Origin of the sequence: Streptomyces pactum (assembly GCF_016031615.1) — a bacterium.
Lineage (GTDB): Bacteria > Actinomycetota > Actinomycetes > Streptomycetales > Streptomycetaceae > Streptomyces > Streptomyces pactus.
In genome coordinates this window covers 7044512-7064568 of the sequence record NZ_JACYXC010000001.1, presented here as the reverse complement: position 1 = coordinate 7064568, position 20057 = coordinate 7044512, and the positions used below count along the sequence as shown (strand labels likewise).

Sequence of the window (20057 nt, the reverse complement as noted above, 5' to 3'; positions counted from 1 at the left end):
GTCCTCAGCAGAAGTACCGGCTTCCTGCATAGGCATTAAGGAAAACTGTTGATCGATGTGCAGCGGCTCCGCATCCTGCGAGCGGTGGCGGAACACGGCAGCTTCAACCGGGCTGCCACGGCTCTCCATCTCACCCCTTCGGCCGTCTCCCAGCACATGGCCGCCCTGGAACGCGGCCTCGGCACCCAGGTCGTCACCCGCAGCACCCGCGGTGTCACCCTCACACCGGCGGGCCACATCATGGTCGGCGCCGCCGAATCCGTGGCGGCCGAACTGGAACACGCCAGGCAGCAGGTCGCGCGGCTCGGCACCGGTCGCACCCGACTCACCGTCGCCACCTTCACCAGCGGCGGCAGACTGCTGCTGCCCGACGCCCTCACCCGGCTCACGGCGGTCCATCCCCACACCGTGCTCCACATCAGGGAGGGCGAGCCGGAGGACACCCTGCCGCTCGTCCGTCAGGGCGCCGTGGACCTCGCCCTCGCCTACCACTTCGACGGCCCGCTGCCCGTGGGACCTGGCCCCGGGTCGCGCCTGGAGTGGACGCCGCTCCTGGAGGACCCGCTGCACGTCGTCCTGCCGTCGGGGCACCGGCTCGCCCGTCGCCACACGCTCGACCTCGCCGAGCTGGCGGCCGAACCCTGGGTGCTCGGCTGCCTGAAGACCGAGGCGTACCTGCACCGCTACGCCGGGCGCGCCGGCTTCGATCCCGAGATACGCGGGACCACCACCGACTACTTCTTCGCCCGCTCGCTGGTCGCCGCCGGCATGGGGGTCTCCCTGGTCCCCTCCATCGCGCTCACCCCGGAGATCCCCGGCCTGTGCACCGTTCCGGTCACGCCGCCGGGGCCGGTCCGGTACATCGGCGTCGCCGCCCTCGGCCGCGGCGACCGGCCCCACGTCACGACGCTCATCGGCGCCCTTCGTGAGCAGGCGGTGCGGCACGGCGGGCGTTGACGCACCACGGATCACCGGCGGCACGCCGCGCTGCCGCGCCCCGGCCGCGCGGGGCGGCGTCCCACGCGTGGCCGCCGGTGGAACGTCCGCCGCCGGCACCCGGGGGCCGACGCACCGTGGCGACCGCCCCGAACGGCCCGGCGGCGGCTCAGTCCTTGCCGCTCCCGACGCCGAGCGCCTGGATGTCGACCATGCCGTAGGCCTGGTTGACGTACACGTTGGTGAGGCGGGGGCTGCGGTAGTTGAGGTTCCGCGTGGCGACGACCGGGAGGTAGTAGGCACCGTCGGTGAGCTTGTGGTTGAGGGTGCGGTGGAGTTCGGCGACCTTGCCGGGGTCGGACTCCTTCCCGGCCTGGTCGAACAGGTCGTTGAGGGAGCGGTCGTTGACCTGGGCGTGGTTGGTGTTGCCCTGCGGGACGATCATGCGGCCGTCGGCCAGCGGCTGCAGGAAGGTGGACGCGTGGGGGAAGTCGGCGCTCCAGTTGGTCATGATGAGGCCGTAACCCTTCTCCTCGATCTCAGCGGGGCTGCCGACCGTGTCGTAGTACTTCGCGTAGTCCAGCTGATCGACCTCCACCGTGATGCCGGCGGCCTTCAGGGTCTGCCGCAGCGCCTCGGCGGTCGCCACGTCCTTGGGCCTGCCGTTGGACACGACGAGCTTGGTGCCGAAGCCGTTCGGGCGTCCGCACCGGGTGAGTTCCTCCTTGGCCTTCGCGATCCGGGGCTTGCCCGTGGCCAGGTCGAAGGGGTCGTAGTCGTCGCTGCCCGGAACGGTCGGGGGCAGGATGTTGCCGCGGCGGGTGCCCGAGGTCGGACCGCCCTGCGCGGTCTGGAGGACGGCGGTGTCGGCGGCGTACAGGACGGCCTTGCGGCAGTGCGCGTTGTCGAAGGGGGCCGTGCGGGACACCATCGCGATGCTGCGCGTGACGCCGGAGAACGGGGCGTCCGCATGGGCCTTCAGCTCCGGGTCCGTCAGGACCTTGGCGGAGGCGGCCGGAGGGAGGCCGGTCTGCGACGCGTCCAGGTCGACGGCGCCGGACAGGAGCTGGTTGGCGTTCAGCTCCGGGGAGGAGTTGACGGCCAGCTCGACACGGTCGGGCAGCGCCTTGCGCACCGGGTCGGTCGCCGGGTCCCAGTGGGGATTGCGCACCAGGGTGAGCGACACGCCCGGGCGGTAGGAGTCGATCCGGTACGGCCCCGACGCGACCGGCTTGAGACCGTAACGGCCACGGGTGTCCTTGGCCTTCGGCACCGGGGCGGTCGCCCCCAGGGTCAGCAGGTACGGGAACCGCGAGTCGGGCGCCTTGAGACGGAACACCAGGGTCCGCTCGTCCGGCACCTCGACCGAGTCCAGACCCCCGTCACCGGTGTCCTCGTACGGGCCCCGGTAGTCCTGCCCCTGGTCCAGCAGCTCCTTGAAGTAGGTGGGACCGCCGGTGATGACGTCCACCGCGAAGGACCGTTCGATCGCGTACTTGATGTCGCGGGAGGTGATGGAGGTGCCGTCCTCGAACTTCAGCCCGGACCTGATCCTGACGGTGTACGTCTTCCCGTCGGACGACACCTCGGGCCGCGCCTCGGCGAGGTCCGGGACGAGTTCGCGGCCCTTCTCGCCGGGCTCGGTGGCGTAGGTGAACAGCGTGCGGCTGTACAGCCGCTGCACGTTCCACACCCAGCCGTAGTAGGCGCGGGCCGGGTCCCAGGAGTCGGCGTCGTTGGCGGTCACGAGGCGGAGCGTGCCGCCCTTCTTCGTGGACGGGTTGACCACCTTGCCGACGGCGGCGTCGAAGCCGGCGGCAGCGGGGGCGGGATCGTCGACGGGCGGGGTGGTCGGCGAACCGCCGTCCCGCGTGCCGGCGTTGTTCTTCTTGCCGTCCTTGCCCAGGTGCACGACGAGGGCGGTGACGCCGCCGCCGACCAGTGCCGCTGCGACGCCGATCGCGACGATGCGGCGGGCCCAGACCCGGCCGCCCGGGCGGGTGGCGGGGCGTCCGGGGAGGTGGCGGGAGGGGCGGGCGGCCACGTGGAGACGACCCCCAGCTCACCTCCGGGGTGCTGCGGGGACGCCGCGGCGACCGCCGGCCCGAAGCCCGGGCTCGGGTGCGGCTCCGGCGTCGGGTCCGGTGCCCGCGGCGGTACGGACGGCGGGGCCGGAGGCAGCGGCGGAAGCGATGGCGGCGTGTCCGGTGTGGCGGCGGTCGAGGCGGGGGGCCGGCGTGGCGGGGGCCCGGCCCGGGGGGCGGTGTGGCGGACGTGGCAGGGGGCGGTGTGCCGGGCGGAGCGGGCGCGGCGAAGGCGGGCTTCGGGTGCCCGGTGGTCAGGGCGTCCCGGGGGTCGGGCGGTGTGGGAGCCGCCCCGGCGCCGCTCGCCGTGCCGGCGTCCCCGGCACCGTTCGTACCGCCCGTACCCTCCGGGGTGACCGCCGGCGCGTCCGCGGTCACCGGGTCGGAACCGGCCGGCCGGGTGACCGCCGCGGCGACCGCCTCCGGCAGCCAGGCGGTCTCCGTGGGCAGCCCGCCCCCATGGGTCCGTCCGTCCGGCTCGCCGAGCGACCGGGCGAACTCCGCGAGGAGTTCCGCCACCGTGGGCCGGGCTGCGGGGTCCTTCTCCAGGCACCGGGCGATGAATTCGGTGCCGGCGGGCAGCCCTCGGAGGTCGGGGGCCTCGTACACGGCGCGGAAGTTCACCGAGTGCGGCGAGCCGGTGCCGAACGGCGGCGCGCCCGCCCCGGCGAAGGCGAGGACCGCGCCGAGGGAGAACACATCGCTGGCGGGGCCGATCCGGCGGCCCGTCACCTGCTCGGGCGACATGAACCCGGGCGTACCGATCACCGTGCCGGTCCGGGTGAGGACGCTCGCCTCCGCCGCGATGGAGATGCCGAAGTCGATGACCCGCGGCCCGTCGGCGGCGATCATCACGTTCGACGGCTTCAGGTCACGGTGGATCAGACCCGTCGCGTGGATGGCCTCCAGCGCCTCGACCAGGCCGGCGCCCAGGACGAGCAGTGATCGCCGGGGCCAGGCCCCGTGGGCGCGGATCGCCGCGTCGAGCGGCAGGCCGGGGACGTAGGCGGTGGCGAGCCAGGCGGGAGAGCCTTCGGGGTCGGCATCGACGACCGCCGCGGTGAAGAACCCGTTCACCCGCCGGGCGGCCTCGACCTCCCGGGCGAACCGGCGCCGGAAGTCGGGGTCCTCCGCCAGTTCGGCACGCACCACCTTCACGGCGACCATGCGGCCGCTGGTGGAACGGCCGAGGTACACCCGGCCCATGCCGCCCGCGCCGAGCCGCGCGAGGATCCGGTAGCGCCCCACCTGCCGCGGGTCTGCGGCGCCCAGCTCTTCCAACGTCCCCCCAGCCGTGATCCCGCCTCCGGCGACCCCCTGCCCCGGGATCGCCGGGCACGATTACATCAGACCCTGGCACCCCAACGGCTGCTCCTGTCTCCATCGACCGGTCCGGCCGCCCGGTGCGGAAACGGCGGCGGAGCCGGTCCTGCCCCCGCCTGCCAGGGCGGTCGGCCAGGGACGCTCAGAGGTAGTCCGCGGTCTTCCGGACGGTCCCGAAGCGGGGGAAGATCCGTTCCACCGCGAAGTGGTGCTCGTCGGCGGCGAAGCCGGACATGGCGTCCGCGACGAACTCCACCTCGTAGCCGTGGTCGCTCGCCGCACGGGCGGTGGACTCCACCCCCATGGTGGTCACCAGGCCCGCGACGACGACCGTGTCCACCCCCCGGTCGCGCAACCGGGCGTCCAGGTCGGTCGCGTGGAAGGCGCCGATCGTTCGTTTGACGACCAGGATGTCGTCCGGGTGGAGCAGTCCCTCCACCACCTCGCTGCCCGGCGGCTGTTCCGCGACGCCCGGTCGCTCGACCCGCACCACCGCCACGGGCAGGCCCTTGGCCCGGAACGCCCCGGCCAGCAGCCGGCAGCGCTGCTCGACCTCGGCACCGGAGTACGGCGCCAGGGGCATCGCGACGATACGGGGCATCAGGTCGACGAGGATCAGTCCCGGGCTCATCCGATCATCGTAGTGTCCGGGGCATGACGAAGTCCCGGCCCTCCGCACCGGGCGGCGGCGGGCCCCCGCCGGCCGGGACGGGCGGCGAACCATCCGGGCGACCGAATGCCTCCCGCTGCGGGCCCGTGGTGGCACACGGGGCGGTGGCGGTCGCCGCCGGTGTGCCCGGCGGGGCGAGGAGCCCACTGCGCGGCGTGGGGCGAGGCAGCGGCAGGCAGGGGGCGGCGGGCGGTCAGAGCCTGCGGTGCACCGAGACGGCGTACGCCCCCTCGCCGTCGAAGGGGTCCCGGGACCAGGTCGCGTACCGGGCGTCCAGGGTGAGGCCCGCCGCCCGGCAGTGGGCGTCGTAGGCGTCCAGCGCGTAACCACGGTCCAGCGAGAACCCGGCGACCAGCCGGCCGGCCGGGCCGACGTGCCGCGCCACCCCGGCCACCAGGGCCGGTTCCGTCCCCGGCGGGGTGAACAGCGGGACGTTGCCCGCCATCACCACGACGTCGAACGACTCGCCGAGATCCAGCTCCGCCAGGTCGCGCCGGTACCAGCGGATCTCCGGCGCCCGGCGCCGGGCGGTGGCGAGCATCGACTCGTCGATGTCCACGCCCACCACCGCGATCCCGTGACGGGCCAGTTCGATGGCCACGCGTCCGGTGCCGCACCCGGCGTCGAGGACCGTGGCCGGGGCGTAGGAGCGGACCAGCGTGGCCTCACCGTGCACGTCTCCCCCTTCGGAGGCGATGCGGTCGAACCGGGCCTGGTACTCGTCGCCGTTCCACGTCATGCGGCCACCATGGCACAAGCACCGCCCGGCACCACCGCCGGGCCGGACGACGGCTCCGGCGCCGCACCCGGCCTCGCGCGCGGGCACCGCGGGTGGCCCCACCGGAACGCGGGGGGCCACGGCGTTCGCCATGGAGGCGGCGGGGCCCCGCGGCCTGTCCTGTTCCGTCGACCACGCCGGGGCCGGGCCACCTCTGGTAGGAAGCTACGAAGCGCCGGTCCCGTCCTCCCCGCATTTCATATCTTCGGCGCCTGGCTGCTCCCCTTCGAACAACTGTGTACTGCTCGGGCGACCTTGAACGACGACGAACGGGGAACGCCTTGCTCAGGACGCTGCCCGATCAGGCACCGGGGACCACCCGGCCCCGCCGCGGCGTCGCCGGGGTCGCCCGGGCCCCCGGCCGGTGTGCACGTGGCGCCCGGCGGCACGGTCTCCGGCCGTCGGGCCCGGCGTCCCGGGCCGGGCGCGCGCCCCGGGCGCGGCCCGCGTGCGGTGCCGGCGGGCCGCCCGCCGCAGCCGCCCCGTCGTCGTCCGCGCCACCGGACCGGAACGTCCACCCCACCGTATTCGACAAGGAGCAACCGTGACCGTGAGCACCGCGACCCTCGTCCAGGACGAGCAGGCATGGATGCGGCAGGCCATCGCCGTCGCCACCGAGAGCGCCAACAGCGGAGGGGGCCCCTTCGGCGCCCTGATCGTCAAGGACGGCGTGGTGATCGCGACCGCGCACAACCAGGTCACCGCGACGAACGACCCGTCCGCGCACGCGGAGGTCAGCGCGATCCGTGCCGCCTGCACGGCGCTGGACACCTTCGTACTGGAGGGCTGCACCCTGATCACCTCGTGCGAGCCGTGCCCGATGTGCCTGTCCACCGCCCTGTGGGCCCGCATCGACCGGCTCGTGTTCTCCGCCGACCGCGACGACGCCGCGGCGGCCGGCTTCGACGACCGCAGGTTCTACGAGCTCTTCGAGAAGAAGCCCCAGGCGGAGTGGCCCCTTCAGGTCGTCCACCTGGACCTGCCGAACCGCACCGCGCCGTTCGACGCGTGGATCGCCAAGTCCGACCGCATCGATTATTGATATGAGAAGAAAGGCGTGCCGGCCCGGGAGGAACACACGACGTGCCACTCCCGGCCGGCCGGGATCCGTCACCGTGACCGCCCGGCCGGTTTTCCGGGCCCGGAATCCGATCGGCCCGATCCGTTCGACCCGGAAAAGGCCGGACCGGTCTCTTGACCGCGGTCACACCGGCCGTTAATTTGCGGTGAACGTCGACCCGTGACTGCCGAAGGAGGCGACCGGCAGATGGACACCAGCTCTGACCTCGGTCGTCTCGCCCAGTGCACGGTCTGGATTCCGGGCCGGATCGCGCACGGCCGCTGAGCACGCCGTTCTCCCGTGCCCGTGCGGGGCACGTTCCGGATCCCCTCTCACCGTCCCGGCACCTCGCTTTCGCGCGCCGTGGTGCGCCCGTTCCTTTTATGTGCCGTGTCAGTACACAGAAAGCTGCCTGAATTGGCGAACATGATGAATCGAACCACCGCGCACCGCAACGGAGGACCGTCATGGTAGGAGCGCGGATCACGGTCAACGGGGAAGAAGTACCCATTTCACCGGCCGCCCCCCACACCACGGTGCTGGATTTTCTGCGGGCGCGGGGGATCACCGGGCCGAAGGAGGGCTGCGCCGAGGGCGAATGCGGTGCCTGTTCGGTCCTGGTGGCCCGCCCCGGGGTGGACAGGCCCACCGACTGGGTGGCGGTCAACGCCTGTCTGGTCCCGGCCGCGGCGCTCGACGGCCAGGAGGTCGTCACCGCCGAGGGCCTCGCCACCGCCGGCCGGCCCGGCGTGCCGCCCACCCTGCACCCGGTGCAGGAGGAGCTGGCGGTCCGCGGCGGCTCCCAGTGCGGCTACTGCACGCCGGGCTTCGTCTGCAGCATGGCCGCCGAGTACTACCGGCCCGACCGCTGCCCGCACCCGGACCCGGCCGGCGGCGCGGATGCCGAGCACGGTCCGAACGGGTTCGATCTGCACGCGCTGAGCGGAAACCTGTGCCGCTGCACCGGCTACCGCCCGATCCGCGACGCCGCGTTCGCCGTGGGGACGCCCGCCGACGAGGACCCACTCGCGCGGCGCCGCGAGCAGGCCCCGCCCGCGCCCGTCGCCACCGAGTACCGCCAGGGCGACGGCGCCTTCCTGCGCAAGGGCACCCTCGCCGAGACCCTGGAGCTGCTGCGCGAGCGGCCCGACGCGGTGGTGGTCGCCGGCTCCACCGACCACGGCGTCGAGGTGAACATCCGCTCGCGCCGCGACGGGTGCGTGGTCGCCGTCGACCGGCTGCCCGAGCTGCGGGAGCTGCGGACCGGGCCCGACCACATCGAGATCGGGGCGGCGCTGACGCTCACCGAGATCGAACGCCGGCTCGACGGTGGCGTGCCGCTGCTGGCGGAGCTCTTCCCGCAGTTCGCGTCGCGGCTGATCCGCAACAGCGCGACCCTCGGCGGCAACCTCGGGACCGGCTCCCCCATCGGTGACAGCCCGCCGGTGCTGCTCGCGCTGGACGCGACGCTGGTGCTGGCCCACGCCGACGGTGAGCGCGAGGTCCCGCTGGCGGACTACTTCACCGGCTACCGCCGAAGCGTGCGCCGACCCGGTGAGCTGATCCGCGCGGTGCGCATCCCGCTGCCGCTGTCGCCGACCGTGGCCTTCCACAAGATCGCCAAGCGCCGTTTCGACGACATCTCCAGCGTGGCCGTCGCCTTCTCCCTCGACATCGGGGACGGCATCGTGCGCAAGGCCCGCATCGGCCTGGGCGGTGTGGCCGCCACCCCGATCCGCGCCCTCGCCACCGAGGCCGCCCTGGAGGGCGCGCCGTGGTCCGCGGAGACGGCCGAGGCCGCCGCACGGGTCCTGCGGGGCGAAGGGACGCCGATGGACGACCACCGCGCCAGCTCCCTCTACCGCTCCGCGATGCTCGGCCAGAGCCTGCTGAAGCTGTACGCCCAGACCACCGAGGCGGTTCCGTCATGAGTCATCTCTCCGAGCGCCCCGAGAAGCCCGTCGTCGGCGTCCCGGTGCCGCACGAAAGCGCCTTCCAGCACGTCACCGGCACCGCGCTGTACACCGACGACCTGGTGTACCGCACCAAGGACGTGCTGCACGCGTACCCGGTCCAGGTAATGCGGGCCCGGGGCCGGATCACCGCGCTGCGCACCGAGCCGGCGCTCGCCGTGCCCGGGGTGGTCCGGGTGCTGACCGGCGCCGACGTGCCCGGCGTCAACGACGCCGGGATGAAGCACGACGAGCCGCTCTTCCCCGACGAGGTCATGTTCCACGGCCACGCGGTCGCCTGGGTGCTCGGTGAGACGCTGGAGGCGGCCCGGCTCGGTGCGGCAGCAGTCGAGGTGGAACTCGAAGAACTGCCCGCCCTGGTCACGCTGGAGGAGGCGATCGCGGCCGGGAGTTACCACGGCGCCCGGCCGGTGATGGAGACCGGCGACGTCGAGGCGGGCTTCGCCGACTCCGCGCACGTGTTCACCGGCGAGTTCCGCTTCTCCGGCCAGGAGCACTTCTACCTGGAGACGCACGCGTCACTGGCCCAGATCGACGAGAACGGGCAGGTGTTCATCCAGAGCAGCACCCAGCACCCCTCGGAGACCCAGGAGATCGTCGCCCATGTGCTCGGTGTGCCGTCCCACGAGGTGACCGTGCAGTGTCTGCGGATGGGCGGCGGCTTCGGCGGCAAGGAGATGCAGCCGCACGGCTTCGCGGCCGTCGCCGCGCTCGGCGCCAAGCTCACCGGCCGTCCGGTGCGGTTCCGGTTCAACCGGACCCAGGACATGACCATGTCCGGCAAGCGCCACGGCTTCCACGCCACATGGCGGATCGGCTTCGACGCCGACGGCCGTATCCAGGCGCTCGACGCCACCCTGACGGCGGACGGCGGCTGGAGCCTGGACCTGTCCGAGCCGGTGCTGGCCCGCGCGCTGTGCCACATCGACAACACCTACTGGATCCCCAACGCCCGCGTCGCCGGCCGCATCGCCAGGACCAACACGGTCTCCAACACCGCCTTCCGCGGCTTCGGCGGACCGCAGGGCATGCTGGTGATCGAGGACATCATGGGCCGCTGCGCGCCGCGGCTCGGGCTGGACCCCATGGAGCTGCGCGAGCGCAACTTCTACCGGCCGGGCCAGGGCCAGACGACACCGTACGGACAGCCGGTCACGCAGCCCGAGCGGATCTCCACGGTGTGGCGGCAGGTCAAGGAGAACGCCGGCATCGCCGACCGCAGGCGGGAGATCGCCGCCTTCAACGCGGCGCACCCGCACACCAAGCGGGCGCTCGCGCTCACCGGCATCAAGTTCGGCATCTCGTTCAACCTCACCGCCTTCAACCAGGGCGGCGCGCTGGTGCTGATCTACAAGGACGGCTCGGTCCTGATCAACCACGGCGGTACCGAGATGGGCCAGGGCCTGCACACGAAGATGATGCAGGTGGCCGCGACCACGCTGGGCATCCCGCTGCACCGGGTCCGCCTCGCCCCGACGCGTACCGACAAGGTGCCCAACACCTCGGCCACCGCGGCCAGTTCCGGTGCGGACCTCAACGGCGGGGCGATCAAGAACGCCTGTGAGCAGCTGCGCGAGCGGCTGCTGCGGGTCGCCGCGACCCGGCTGGGCGCCAACGCCTCGGACGTGCGCATCGTCGAGGGCGTGGCGCGCGCCCTGGGCAGCGACGAGGAGCTGGACTGGGACGACCTGGTGCGCACCGCGTACTTCCAGCGCGTTCAGCTGTCGGCGGCCGGTTTCTACCGGACCGAGGGGCTGCACTGGGACGCGAAGTCCTTCCGGGGCTCGCCGTTCAAGTACTTCGCGTACGGTGCCGCGGCGACCGAGGTGGAGGTCGACGGCTTCACCGGCGCGTACCGCATCCGGCGGGTCGACATCGTGCACGACGTCGGCGACAGCCTCTCCCCGATGATCGACATCGGTCAGATCGAGGGGGGTTTCGTGCAGGGTGCGGGCTGGCTGACCCTGGAGGACCTGCGCTGGGACACCGGCACCGGGCCGCACCGCGGCCGGCTGCTGACCCAGGCCGCGAGCACCTACAAGCTGCCGAGCTTCTCCGAGATGCCCGAGGAGTTCAACGTCACGCTGCTGCGGAACGCCGGCGAGGAGGGCGCGGTCTACGGGTCCAAGGCGGTCGGCGAGCCCCCGCTGATGCTGGCGTTCTCGGTGCGGGAGGCGCTGCGGCAGGCCGCCGCGGCGTTCGGCCCGGACGGGACCGTGGTGGAACTGGCCTCCCCCGCGACCCCGGAGGCGGTCTACTGGGCGGTCGAGGCGGCTCGCCGGGGTGAGCCGGGCACCGACGGGCCGGCCGCGCCCGGACCGGACGTCCACGGCGGGGTCAGGACCGGCACGGAAGCGCTGAGCGGTGCCTGACATGACGTGGGTCGCCGCGGTCGCGCGGTTGCGGGCGTGCCGGGAGCCCGGCGTGCTGGTGACCGTCGCGACCGTGCGCGGCCACGCCCCGCGCGACGCCGGGGCGAAGCTCGTGGTGGGGCGGACCGGGACGTGGGGCTCGATCGGGGGCGGCAACGTCGAGGCCGTCGCCATCGACCGGGCCCGGGAGATGCTCGCCGGGTCCGTGACGGAGCCGGAGCTGATGGATTTCGCCCTGAACGACAAGGTGACCAACCAGCACGGCGTGCAGTGCTGCGGCGGCACGGTCTCGGTGCTGCTCGAACCGCTGCCGGTGGTCCAGGCGGTGGCGATCTTCGGTGCCGGGCACGTGGGCCTGGAACTGGCGCGCATCCTGGCGCGTCACGACCTCGACCTCCACCTGGTCGACAGCCGCTCCGAGATGCTCACCGAACAGCGGCTCGGCGTACTGGCGGACGCGGTGGCACAGGTGCACGTCCACCACACGCCGCTGCTGCCCGAGGAGGTGCTGGCGAAGCTGCCGCCCGGCACCCATGTGCTGATCATGACCCACGACCACGCCGAGGACGCCGCGGTGTGCGACGCCGCCCTGCGCACCCCGGGTCTCGGTTCGATCGGGCTGATCGGGTCGGCGGCGAAGTGGGCGCGGTTCCGCAAGCGCCTGGCCACCGAGGGCGGTCACGACGAGGCCGCCATCGACCGGATCAAGACCCCGATCGGGCTGCCCGGGATCACCGGCAAGGAACCCGCGACCATCGCCGTGAGCGTCGCCGCCGATCTGCTGCGTACCTTCGCCGCCGCGGGGGACCGTCCCTCCTGACGCACTCCCGGGGCGGCGGGCCGGGCGAAGGCCCGTGCGGCGGACGGCGCCGCCCGGTGCGAGTCCGGGACCCCCGCGGGCGCACCGGGCCGGGCGTACGGGCCGCAGCGCCGCGGGCACCGGCCGGCCACGGGGATCCCGCGGCCGGCCGGTGCCGGTTGCCGGTGCCGCCGGCGGGGCCGTCGCTCAGCCGAAGTACTTGTCGAAGTTCCGCTGGAACTCCCAGTTCCCGTGCCGGTCCCAGTTGATCGACCAGGTCATCAGACCGCGCAGGGCCGGCCAGGTGCCGTGGGTGGCGTAGGAGCCGCAGTCGGTCTTCTTGGTGAGGCAGTTGAGGGCCTTGGTGACCTCGGCCGGTGAGACGTGGCCGTTGCCCGCGTTGGTGGAGGCCGGCATGCCGATCGCGACCTGCTCGGGGCGCAGCGGCGGGAAGACGTTGTTCCGGTCGCCGGCGACCGGGAAGCCGGTGAGCAGCATGTCGGTCATGGCGATGTGGAAGTCGGCGCCGCCCATGGAGTGGTACTGGTTGTCCAGGCCCATGATCGGGCCGGAGTTGTAGTCCTGGACGTGGAGCAGCGTCAGGTCGTCGCGCAGGGCGTGGATGACCGGGAGGTAGGCGCCGCAGCGCGGGTCCTGGCCGCCCCACTTGCCGGTGCCGTAGAACTGGTAGCCGTTCTGGACGAAGAACGTCTCCGGGGCCATGGTCAGCACGAAGTCGTCGCCGTACTTGGCCGTGAGGGTCTTCAGGGCCGAGATCAGGTTGACGATCACCGGGGTCTTGGGGTTCTTGAAGTCGGTGTCGTCGGCGTCCAGCGACAGCGAGTGGCCCTCGAAGTCGATGTCCAGGCCGTCGAGCCCGTACTCGTCGATGATCTTCGAGACGGAGGAGACGAAGGTGTCGCGGGCGGCGGTGGTGGTCAGCCGCACCTGGCCGTTCTGGCCGCCGATGGAGATGAGCACCTTCTTGCCGGCCGCCTGCTTGGCCTTGATCGCCGCCTTGAACTCGGCGTCGCTCTCCACGTTCGGGCACTCGGTGACCGGGCAGCGCTGGAAGCGGATGTCGCCGGAGGTGACCGAGGTCGGCTCGCCGAACGCCAGGTCGATGACGTCCCAGCTGTCGGGCACGTCCGCCATGCGGGTGTAGCCGGAGCCGTTGGCGAAGGTGGTGTGGAGGTAGCCGACCAGGGCGTGCGGCGGGAGGTCGGAGGGGCCGCCGCCGGAGGGTTCGGCGGTGGTCGCGGTGACGGTGGCCGACCGCCCGGACTCGCCCGCGTCGTTGACGGCGGTGACCTGGAAGGAGTACGCCGTCGAGGGGGTCAGGCCGGTCACGGTGGTGGAGGTGCCGGTGACCGTGCTGACCTTGGTGCCGTCGCGGTAGACGGTGTAGCCGGTGGCGCCCGGGACCGGTGACCAGGACAGGGCGACGCTGGAGGAGGTGACCGTGCCCGCGGTGAGGCCGGTGGGCGGTGCCGGGGGCTGGCCCGTCTCCCCGCCGGGGCCGGTCAGCGTGATGTCGTCGGCGTGGTAGGCGCCGGTGCCGAACCAGCCGTGGGTGTAGATCGTGACCTTGGTCGTGGTGGGGCCGGTGCGGAAGGTGGTGGTCAGCTGCTGCCAGTCGGGGGCGGACTGGGCCCAGGTGGAGACGTCGGTGGTGCCGGTTCCGCTCGCGCCGAGGTAGACGTAGGTGCCGCGGACGTAACCGGACAGGGTGTAGGCGGAGTCGGGCTTCACGCTCACCGTCTGCGCGCAGCGGGCGTTGTCGGCGCCGGCCGGGGTGGCCTTGAGCGCGGCGGTGCCGCCGTGCACCGGTGAGGTGACGGTCGTGCCCGCCGGGCAGGTCCAGCCGTCGAGGCCGGACTCGAAGCCGCCGTTGCGCGTGAGGTTCGCGTCGGCCGCGCGGGCGGCCGACGACAGCGCGGTCATGCCGGACGCGGCGAGGGCCGCGGCGGTGAGCAGGGTGACCAGGGGGCGACGGCCGAGAGGTCTGGAGCGTTCCACACGTGCCTCCGGACAGGGGGGAGTTGGGGGAGCGCGCCCAATTTGGTCCAGACCAATTCGGTTGTCAACCCCTCGCGCGCGGCACCGCCCGCCTCTCCCGTCCCGCGGAGGCCGCCCGGCCGCGCGCCTCGCCGTGCCCGGGGGCGGCGGACCGGCGGGGGACGCCCCAAAGCCACCGGCGCGACCGGCCGCGGGAAGTCCGCGGGCCGGCCGCGCGCCGGGCACCGCCTTCCGTGCGGCCGCCCCGGCCGGCCCGGGGCGGCACGGCCCGGCCGCCTCGGGGGCACGGTGGGGCGGCGGTCGCCGCCTGTCGTCGCGTCGGGGGTATTGGCCCCGGCCCGGTCCGGAACACCCGGACCGGACGCCGCCGGTGCCCGCCCCGAGCGGCGGCGGGCACCGGCGGTGTGCCCGGCAGGGGCCGGCGTCAGGTCGTCCCGCCCTTCCGCCGGGTGGCGCGGTGGCCGGCGGAGCGCCGCATCCGGGCCTCGATCACGGGACCGATGGAGGCCAGCGCGCCGGGGGTGGTGATGGTCGCGTGCGCACAGGCGACGGGATGGTGGACGATCTCACCGTCGATGTAGGGACGCCACAGGTCCGGGGTCAGCACGCGGGCCTGCTCGGTGGCCGCGAAGAGCACCAGGTCGGTGGCGACGCGCTGGTGCCGGTAGGCGCAGGACAGTTCGCCGTTGCTCCACAGCAGGTCCAGCATCGCCTGGAAGTCCCGCTCGGAGATGCTGCCGAGCACGGTGCCCGTGGTGCGGGCCACGGCGGTGAACTGCTCATAGGTGAGGGACTCGCCGGGGATGTCCTCGGGTGCCACCCCGAGGAGCATGAGGACACCCGCGTACATGCGTCCGACGTCGCGGTTGACCGCCATCTCCTCCTCGGCGACGGTCCGGGCGGGTTCGGCGTCGAGGGAGAAGATCACCTCCACCCGCTGTCCACGGCTCGCGAGTTCGGCGGCCATGGCGTGCGCGACGACTCCGCCGAAGGAGTGTCCGAGCAGGTGGTACGGGCCCTCTGGCTGGACCCGCAGCATGGCCTCGATGCAGTCGCGGGCGACCTCCTCGACGCTGCCGCGGCGTTCGTCCGGGTGGGCCAGGGCGTGGGACTGCAGCCCGTAGACCGGGATGTCGGCGCTGATGTGCGACAGCAGGCGGGCGTAGGTCCAGCACATGCCGTTGCCCGGGTGGACGCAGAACAGGGGTGGCAGGTGCCCGGCGGTACGCAGCGGCAGCAGCACGTCGAAGGCGTTGTCCGGTCCGCTTTCCCCGCCGAGGTGGGCGCTGAGCCGGGCGGCCGTGGGATGGGCGAACAGGGACCGCAGGGACAGTTCGGCACCGAGGACGGTGCGGACGCGGCTGATGAGCCGGGTGGCGAGGAGGGAGTGCCCGCCGAGGTCGAAGAAGTTGTCATCCACGCCGACCACGGGCAGGCCGAGCACCTCCGCGAAGAGCCGGCACACGGTCTCCTCCCTGGGGGTGCGCGGCGGTCGCGTGGTGCCCGTGGAGACGGCCTCGGGGGCCGGGAGTGCCTTGTGGTCGGTCTTGCCGCTGGGGGTGAGGGGGATCTCGGCGAGCGGGGTGATGGTGGCGGGGACCATGGCGGCGGGCAGCCGGTCCGCGCAGTGCCGCCGCAGGCCGGCGACGACGGAGGCGGTGAGCTGGGGAAGCGGCGTGTTCACGCAGGCGGCGGGCGGCCGGCCGCCGGGCGTGGGACGGTAGGTGCCCTCGTACGCGGTGGCGTGGTGCCCGGGGGGCAGGAGGACCACCTCGAAGGCGTCCTCCGCGCTCCGGTCCCAGGTGGTGAGGGCTCGGTAGCCGTGGTCTGCGGCCCAGTCGTGCACCGTCTCCGGATCCAGCGCGCCCGGCCGGTCCGCGGTCAGCGCCCGGCGGACCGCCTCGACGGGGGTGTGCGCCCGGGCGGCCTCCAGCGCGGCCCACTCCCCCGCCAGCCGCCGGTTCGGCACGCCGGTGACGCGTACCGGCCCCCGGTGTTCCTCGGTGAGGCGGGTGAGCAGGGCGGCGCCGGTGTCGGTGTCGGTCGCCGGCCAGGCGAGGGTGGGAACGTCCCGCAGCGGGACCGGTTGTGCCGGGGTGGTGTGGAGGGTGGCGGTGTAGCGGTGGCGGGTGAGTTCGTTGTGCGCCCGTCCGTGCTTGAGGCGGATGTCCACCCCGGTGACGCGGGGGTTGGCGCGGGCGTAGCCGTCGAAGAAGTCCGGGTGGACCAGGAGTTCCTCCTCGTTGATCAGCGCCTCGCGGGCGCTCCGGTTGAGGGTGGTGGTGTCGGGTGTGGTGGGGGCGTGTGCGGCGTTGAGGAGGGCGTGGTGGGTGGCGAGGTTGCGGATGTCGCCGAGGACGATCCGACCGCCCGGGGCGAGCCGTTCGAGGGCCTGGTCGAGGACGTCGGTGAGGTAGCGACGGTGGGGGAAGTACTGGATGACGGAGTTGAGGACGACGGTGTCGAAGAAACCGGCGGGGATGCCGGTGAAGTCGTCGGCCGGCCGGCAGCGGACCTCCACGTGGTCCCAGCCGTGTCCCCGGGCCCGGGCGGTGAGGCGTGCGGCGGCGGCCGGGGACAGGTCGGTGGCCCAGTAGCTCTCGACCTGCGGGGCGATCGGCATCAGCAGCAGTCCCGAGCCGGCACCGATCTCCAGCACCCGCCGCGGCCGGTGTTCCAGGACCGCCTCGACGGCCGCGGCCCGCCACTCCTCCATCTCCGCCAACGGGATCGGCTCCCCGGTGTAGGTGCTGTTCCAGCCGTGGAAGTCACCGGACGCGCTCTGCGGGACGTCGTCGTAGACGGTGTCGTAGAGGTCCTTCCATGCGGTGACCCGGTCCTGGGCGGTGGCGGCGTGGTCGGTGGCCGGGACCACGTAGGCGGTCAGCCGGGGCCCGTCGTCCCCCTGGTGCACGGTGGCCACCGCCCGGGCGACCTGCGGGTGCTCGGCCAGCACGGCCTCCACCTCACCCAGCTCGATGCGGTGCCCGCGGATCTTCACCTGGGAGTCGCCGCGCCCCAGGAATTCCAGTTGCCCGTCCGCGTGCCAGCGGGCCAGGTCCCCGGTGCGGTACATCCGGCTGCCCGGAGGACCGTAGGGATCGGCGACGAACCGCTCGGCGGTCAGAACCGGGCGGCCCAGGTAACCGCGGGCCAGACCGGAGCCGGAGACGTACAACTCACCGGAGGCACCCGGCGGCAGCGGCCGGAGGCGGTCGTCGAGCACCCGGGTGGCGATGCCGGCCTGCGGACTGCCGATGGGAACCGGCCCCCGCCCGCCCGACAGCGGCCGGCTGGCGGTGGCGCACACCGTTGCCTCGGTCGGACCGTAGGCGTTGACCAGCGTGCGCCCCGACGCCCAGCGGGCGGCCAGGTGCGGCGGCAGCGCCTCCCCGGCCGAGGCCAGGAAACGCAGACCGGCCAGCTCGCCCGCGCACCGCTCGGGAAGGGTCGCCAGGACCGAGGGCGGCAGGACCGCGTGTGTGATCCGCCCGTCGGCCAGGACCCGGGCCAGCTCCTCCCCCGCCAGCCGGGCCTGCTCGGGCACCACCAGCGTCGCACCGGTGTTCAGCGCCGCCGTCAGCTCCCACACCGCCGCGTCGAACCCGGCCGACGAGAACTGCAGCACCCGCGCCCCCGGACCACACCCGAACCACCCGGCCTGCTGGACACGGAGTCCGGCGAGCCCGCCATGGGTGACCTGCACCCCCTTCGGCCGCCCCGTCGAACCCGACGTGTAGATCACATACGCCAGGTGGTGCGGCGTCAGCGCGCCGCCGCGCCTGTCGCCGTCGGACGGGTCGGTCTCCCGCTGCTCCTCCCACACCGCCGCCACCTCGGCGGAATCGACCAGGGTGGCAGGGACGGGGTGGTCGTCGGGGAGGGCCGCCGCGACGGCCCGGGTGGTCAGTACGAGGGACGGCCGGGCGTCGTGCAGGACGTACCGGATGCGCTCGGCGGGATGGTCCGGGTCGATCGGCAGATACGCGGCGCCCGCCTTGAGAATGCCCAGCGCCACCGCGATCTGGTCGGCGCCGCGCGGCATGGCCACACCGACCCGGTCCTCCGGGCCGGCGCCCTCGCCGATGAGCCAGTGCGCGATCCGGTTCGCCCGGGCGTTCAGCTCCGCGTAACTCCACGCCGTACCGCCGCACTCCACGGCCGTGGCCTCCGGGGACGTCGCCACCCGCTCCCGGAACAGCTCGGGCCAGGTGGCCGCCACCGGCCCCCGCGGGCCACGGCCGAAGACCTCCAGCCGGTGCCGCTCCCCCGCGGCCAGGATCTCCGCGGCGCCGATGCGCAGCGACGGATCGGCGCACACCGCACGCAGCAGCCGCGCCCAGCGGGCGACGAACGCCTCCACCGTCCCCCGGTCGTACAGGTCGGTCGCGTACTCCACCGCCACCGTCAGTCCGGCGGGCGCCCCGCGCTCGTGGAAGGACTCCCAGACGCTGAGCAGCATGTCGTAGCGGGCGGTGCCGGTGCCCGCCGACAGCTGGCGGACCTGGAGGCCGGGCAGTTCGAAGCGCGCCTCCGTGTTGTTCTGGAGCACCAGCGCCACCTGGACGAGCGGGTGGTGCGCGGTGGAACGCTCGGGGTTGAGCCTGGCCACCAGGGTGTCGAACGGCAGGTCCTGATGGGCGTACGCGGCCAGACTCGTCTCCCGCACCCTCCCCAGCAGCTCACCGAACTCCGGGTCCCCCGAGGTGTCGGTGCGGAACACCAGCGTGTTGACGAACAGGCCGACCAGCCCGCTGAGCTTGTCGTCGGTGCGGCCGGCGATGCCGCCGCCGACGGGGATGTCGGTCCCGGCACCCAGCCGGGTCAGCAGTGCCGCCAGCGCCGCCTGCAGCACCATGTACACGGTGCTGCCCGTGCGGCGGGCGAGTCCGGTGACCGCCCGGTGCACCTCGGCGTCCAGCCGGATCTCGGTGCCGTCGCCCGTGTAGGAGAAGGTCTCCGGGCGTGGCCGGTCCCCGGGGACCGTGACGTGCTCGGGAAGATCCGCCAGCTGCTCCGCCCAGTAGGCGTACTGCCGCGACAGCACACTGTCCGGATCGTCCTCGTCCCCGAGGAGTTGCCGCTGCCACAGCGTGTAGTCCGCGTACTGCACCGGCAGCGGCTCCCACTCCGGCGCCCGTCCCTCCCGGCGCGCCGCGTAGGCGGTGGTCAGGTCCTCGGCGAGCGGGCGCAGCGACCAGCCGTCCCCGGCGATGTGGTGCAGGAGCAGTACGAGCACCGCGTCGTTCCGGTCCACGGTGAGGAGCCAGGCCCGCAGCGGCGTCTCGGAGCGGAGGTCGAAGGAGTACCGTGCCGCCTCGTCCAGCGCCGCGGCCAGCCCCTCCTCGGGGACGTGGCGTTCGTCCAGGCGGAGCCGGGCCCGTCCGGGCGGCAGGATGTGCTGGTACGGCTCGCTGCCGGCCTCCGGGAACGTGGTGCGCAGCGTCTCGTGGCGGGTGATGAGGTCCTGCAGTGCGGCTCGCAGCGCGGTTCGGTCCAGCTCGCCGGTGAGGCGGAGGGTGAAGGGCATGTTGTAGGTGGGCGAGGGACCTTCCAGCCGGTGCAGGAACCACAGCCGCTGCTGGGCGAAGGAGAGCGGGAGGCGTTCGGGGCGCTCGGCCGGGACCAGGGGCGCCCGGGTCCCGGTGGGGGATTCGAGGTGCTCGGCGAGGCGGACGACGGTCGGCGCCGCGAAGAGGGTGCGCAGCGGCACCTCGATGCCCAGGGTGGCGCGGATGCGGCTGGTGAGCCGGGTGGCCAGCAGCGAGTGGCCGCCCAGGTCGAAGAAGTCGTCGTCGATGGTCACCGACGGCAGGCCGAGGACCTCGGCCACCAGGGCGCACAGGATCTCCTCCCGCGCGGTGCGCGGCGGCCGGCCGTGGGCGCACGGCGCCGCCTCCGGGGCGGGCAGCGCCTTGTGGTCGATCTTGCCGTGGGGGGTGAGGGGGATGTCGGTGACGGGGGTGAGGGAGGCCGGCAGCATCGGGGCCGGCAGACGGTCCCTGAGGTGTTCCCGCAGGGCGGTGACGAGGGCGGTGGTGGT

Annotated in this window: 9 protein-coding genes and 2 pseudogenes; 5 read left to right on the top strand and 6 right to left on the bottom strand. The window is 73.5% G+C overall.

Annotated features, from left to right (window positions below; genetic code table 11):
* Window positions 1-48 precede the first annotated feature (48 nt).
* A complete protein-coding gene (locus IHE55_RS27870; protein ID WP_197991559.1) occupies window positions 49-957 on the top strand; it encodes a LysR family transcriptional regulator in 909 nt (302 codons plus the stop codon).
* 148 nt (window positions 958-1105) lie between these two features.
* On the opposite strand, the gene IHE55_RS27865 is transcribed toward IHE55_RS27870, so the two are convergent.
* The 4 genes and pseudogenes from IHE55_RS27865 to IHE55_RS27850 all read right to left on the bottom strand — a co-directional run bounded on the left by IHE55_RS27865 (window position 1106) and on the right by IHE55_RS27850 (window position 5752).
* On the bottom strand, window positions 1106-2980 hold the full coding sequence (locus IHE55_RS27865) for an ABC transporter substrate-binding protein (RefSeq protein ID WP_197991558.1): 1875 nt from the start codon (window positions 2978-2980) through the stop codon (window positions 1106-1108).
* A 598-nt stretch (window positions 2981-3578) separates the two neighbouring features.
* Window positions 3579-4226 (bottom strand): annotated as a pseudogene (locus IHE55_RS31870) (serine/threonine-protein kinase); the annotation flags it as partial.
* Between the two features lie 259 nt (window positions 4227-4485).
* Window positions 4486-4974 carry an isochorismatase family protein gene (locus IHE55_RS27855; RefSeq protein ID WP_197991557.1) on the bottom strand — a complete coding sequence of 163 codons (489 nt, stop codon included), beginning with the start codon at window positions 4972-4974 and terminating at the stop codon, window positions 4486-4488.
* A gap of 232 nt (window positions 4975-5206) precedes the next feature.
* On the bottom strand, window positions 5207-5752 hold the full coding sequence (locus IHE55_RS27850) for a class I SAM-dependent DNA methyltransferase (protein WP_197991556.1): 546 nt from the start codon (window positions 5750-5752) through the stop codon (window positions 5207-5209).
* Between the two features lie 583 nt (window positions 5753-6335).
* Between IHE55_RS27850 and IHE55_RS27845 the strand changes: the two genes are divergently transcribed.
* The 4 genes from IHE55_RS27845 to xdhC all read left to right on the top strand — a co-directional run bounded on the left by IHE55_RS27845 (window position 6336) and on the right by xdhC (window position 12016).
* Window positions 6336-6833: a nucleoside deaminase gene (locus tag IHE55_RS27845; protein WP_307826841.1), complete on the top strand. Its 498-nt coding sequence runs from the start codon at window positions 6336-6338 to the stop codon at window positions 6831-6833.
* A 485-nt stretch (window positions 6834-7318) separates the two neighbouring features.
* The gene (locus tag IHE55_RS27840) at window positions 7319-8782 is read left to right on the top strand and encodes a xanthine dehydrogenase small subunit (protein ID WP_197991555.1); all 1464 of its coding nucleotides are present in this window, start codon (window positions 7319-7321) and stop codon (window positions 8780-8782) included.
* Entirely contained in the window at window positions 8779-11196 is a 2418-nt protein-coding gene (xdhB, locus tag IHE55_RS27835; protein ID WP_197991554.1) for a xanthine dehydrogenase molybdopterin binding subunit, read from the top strand. The genes IHE55_RS27840 and xdhB overlap by 4 nt, the downstream gene beginning before the upstream one ends.
* Window position 11197: 1 nt before the next feature.
* Window positions 11198-12016: a xanthine dehydrogenase accessory protein XdhC gene (gene xdhC / locus IHE55_RS27830; protein WP_197991553.1), complete on the top strand. Its 819-nt coding sequence runs from the start codon at window positions 11198-11200 to the stop codon at window positions 12014-12016.
* A gap of 186 nt (window positions 12017-12202) precedes the next feature.
* Here xdhC and IHE55_RS27825 read toward each other — a convergent pair whose 3' ends face one another.
* Together IHE55_RS27825 and IHE55_RS27820 are read right to left on the bottom strand one after the other, a co-directional pair.
* Window positions 12203-14014 carry a chitinase gene (locus tag IHE55_RS27825; protein WP_197991552.1) on the bottom strand — a complete coding sequence of 604 codons (1812 nt, stop codon included), beginning with the start codon at window positions 14012-14014 and terminating at the stop codon, window positions 12203-12205.
* A 424-nt stretch (window positions 14015-14438) separates the two neighbouring features.
* Window positions 14439-20021, bottom strand: a pseudogene (locus IHE55_RS27820) (amino acid adenylation domain-containing protein); the annotation flags it as partial.
* Window positions 20022-20057: the final 36 nt, after the last annotated feature.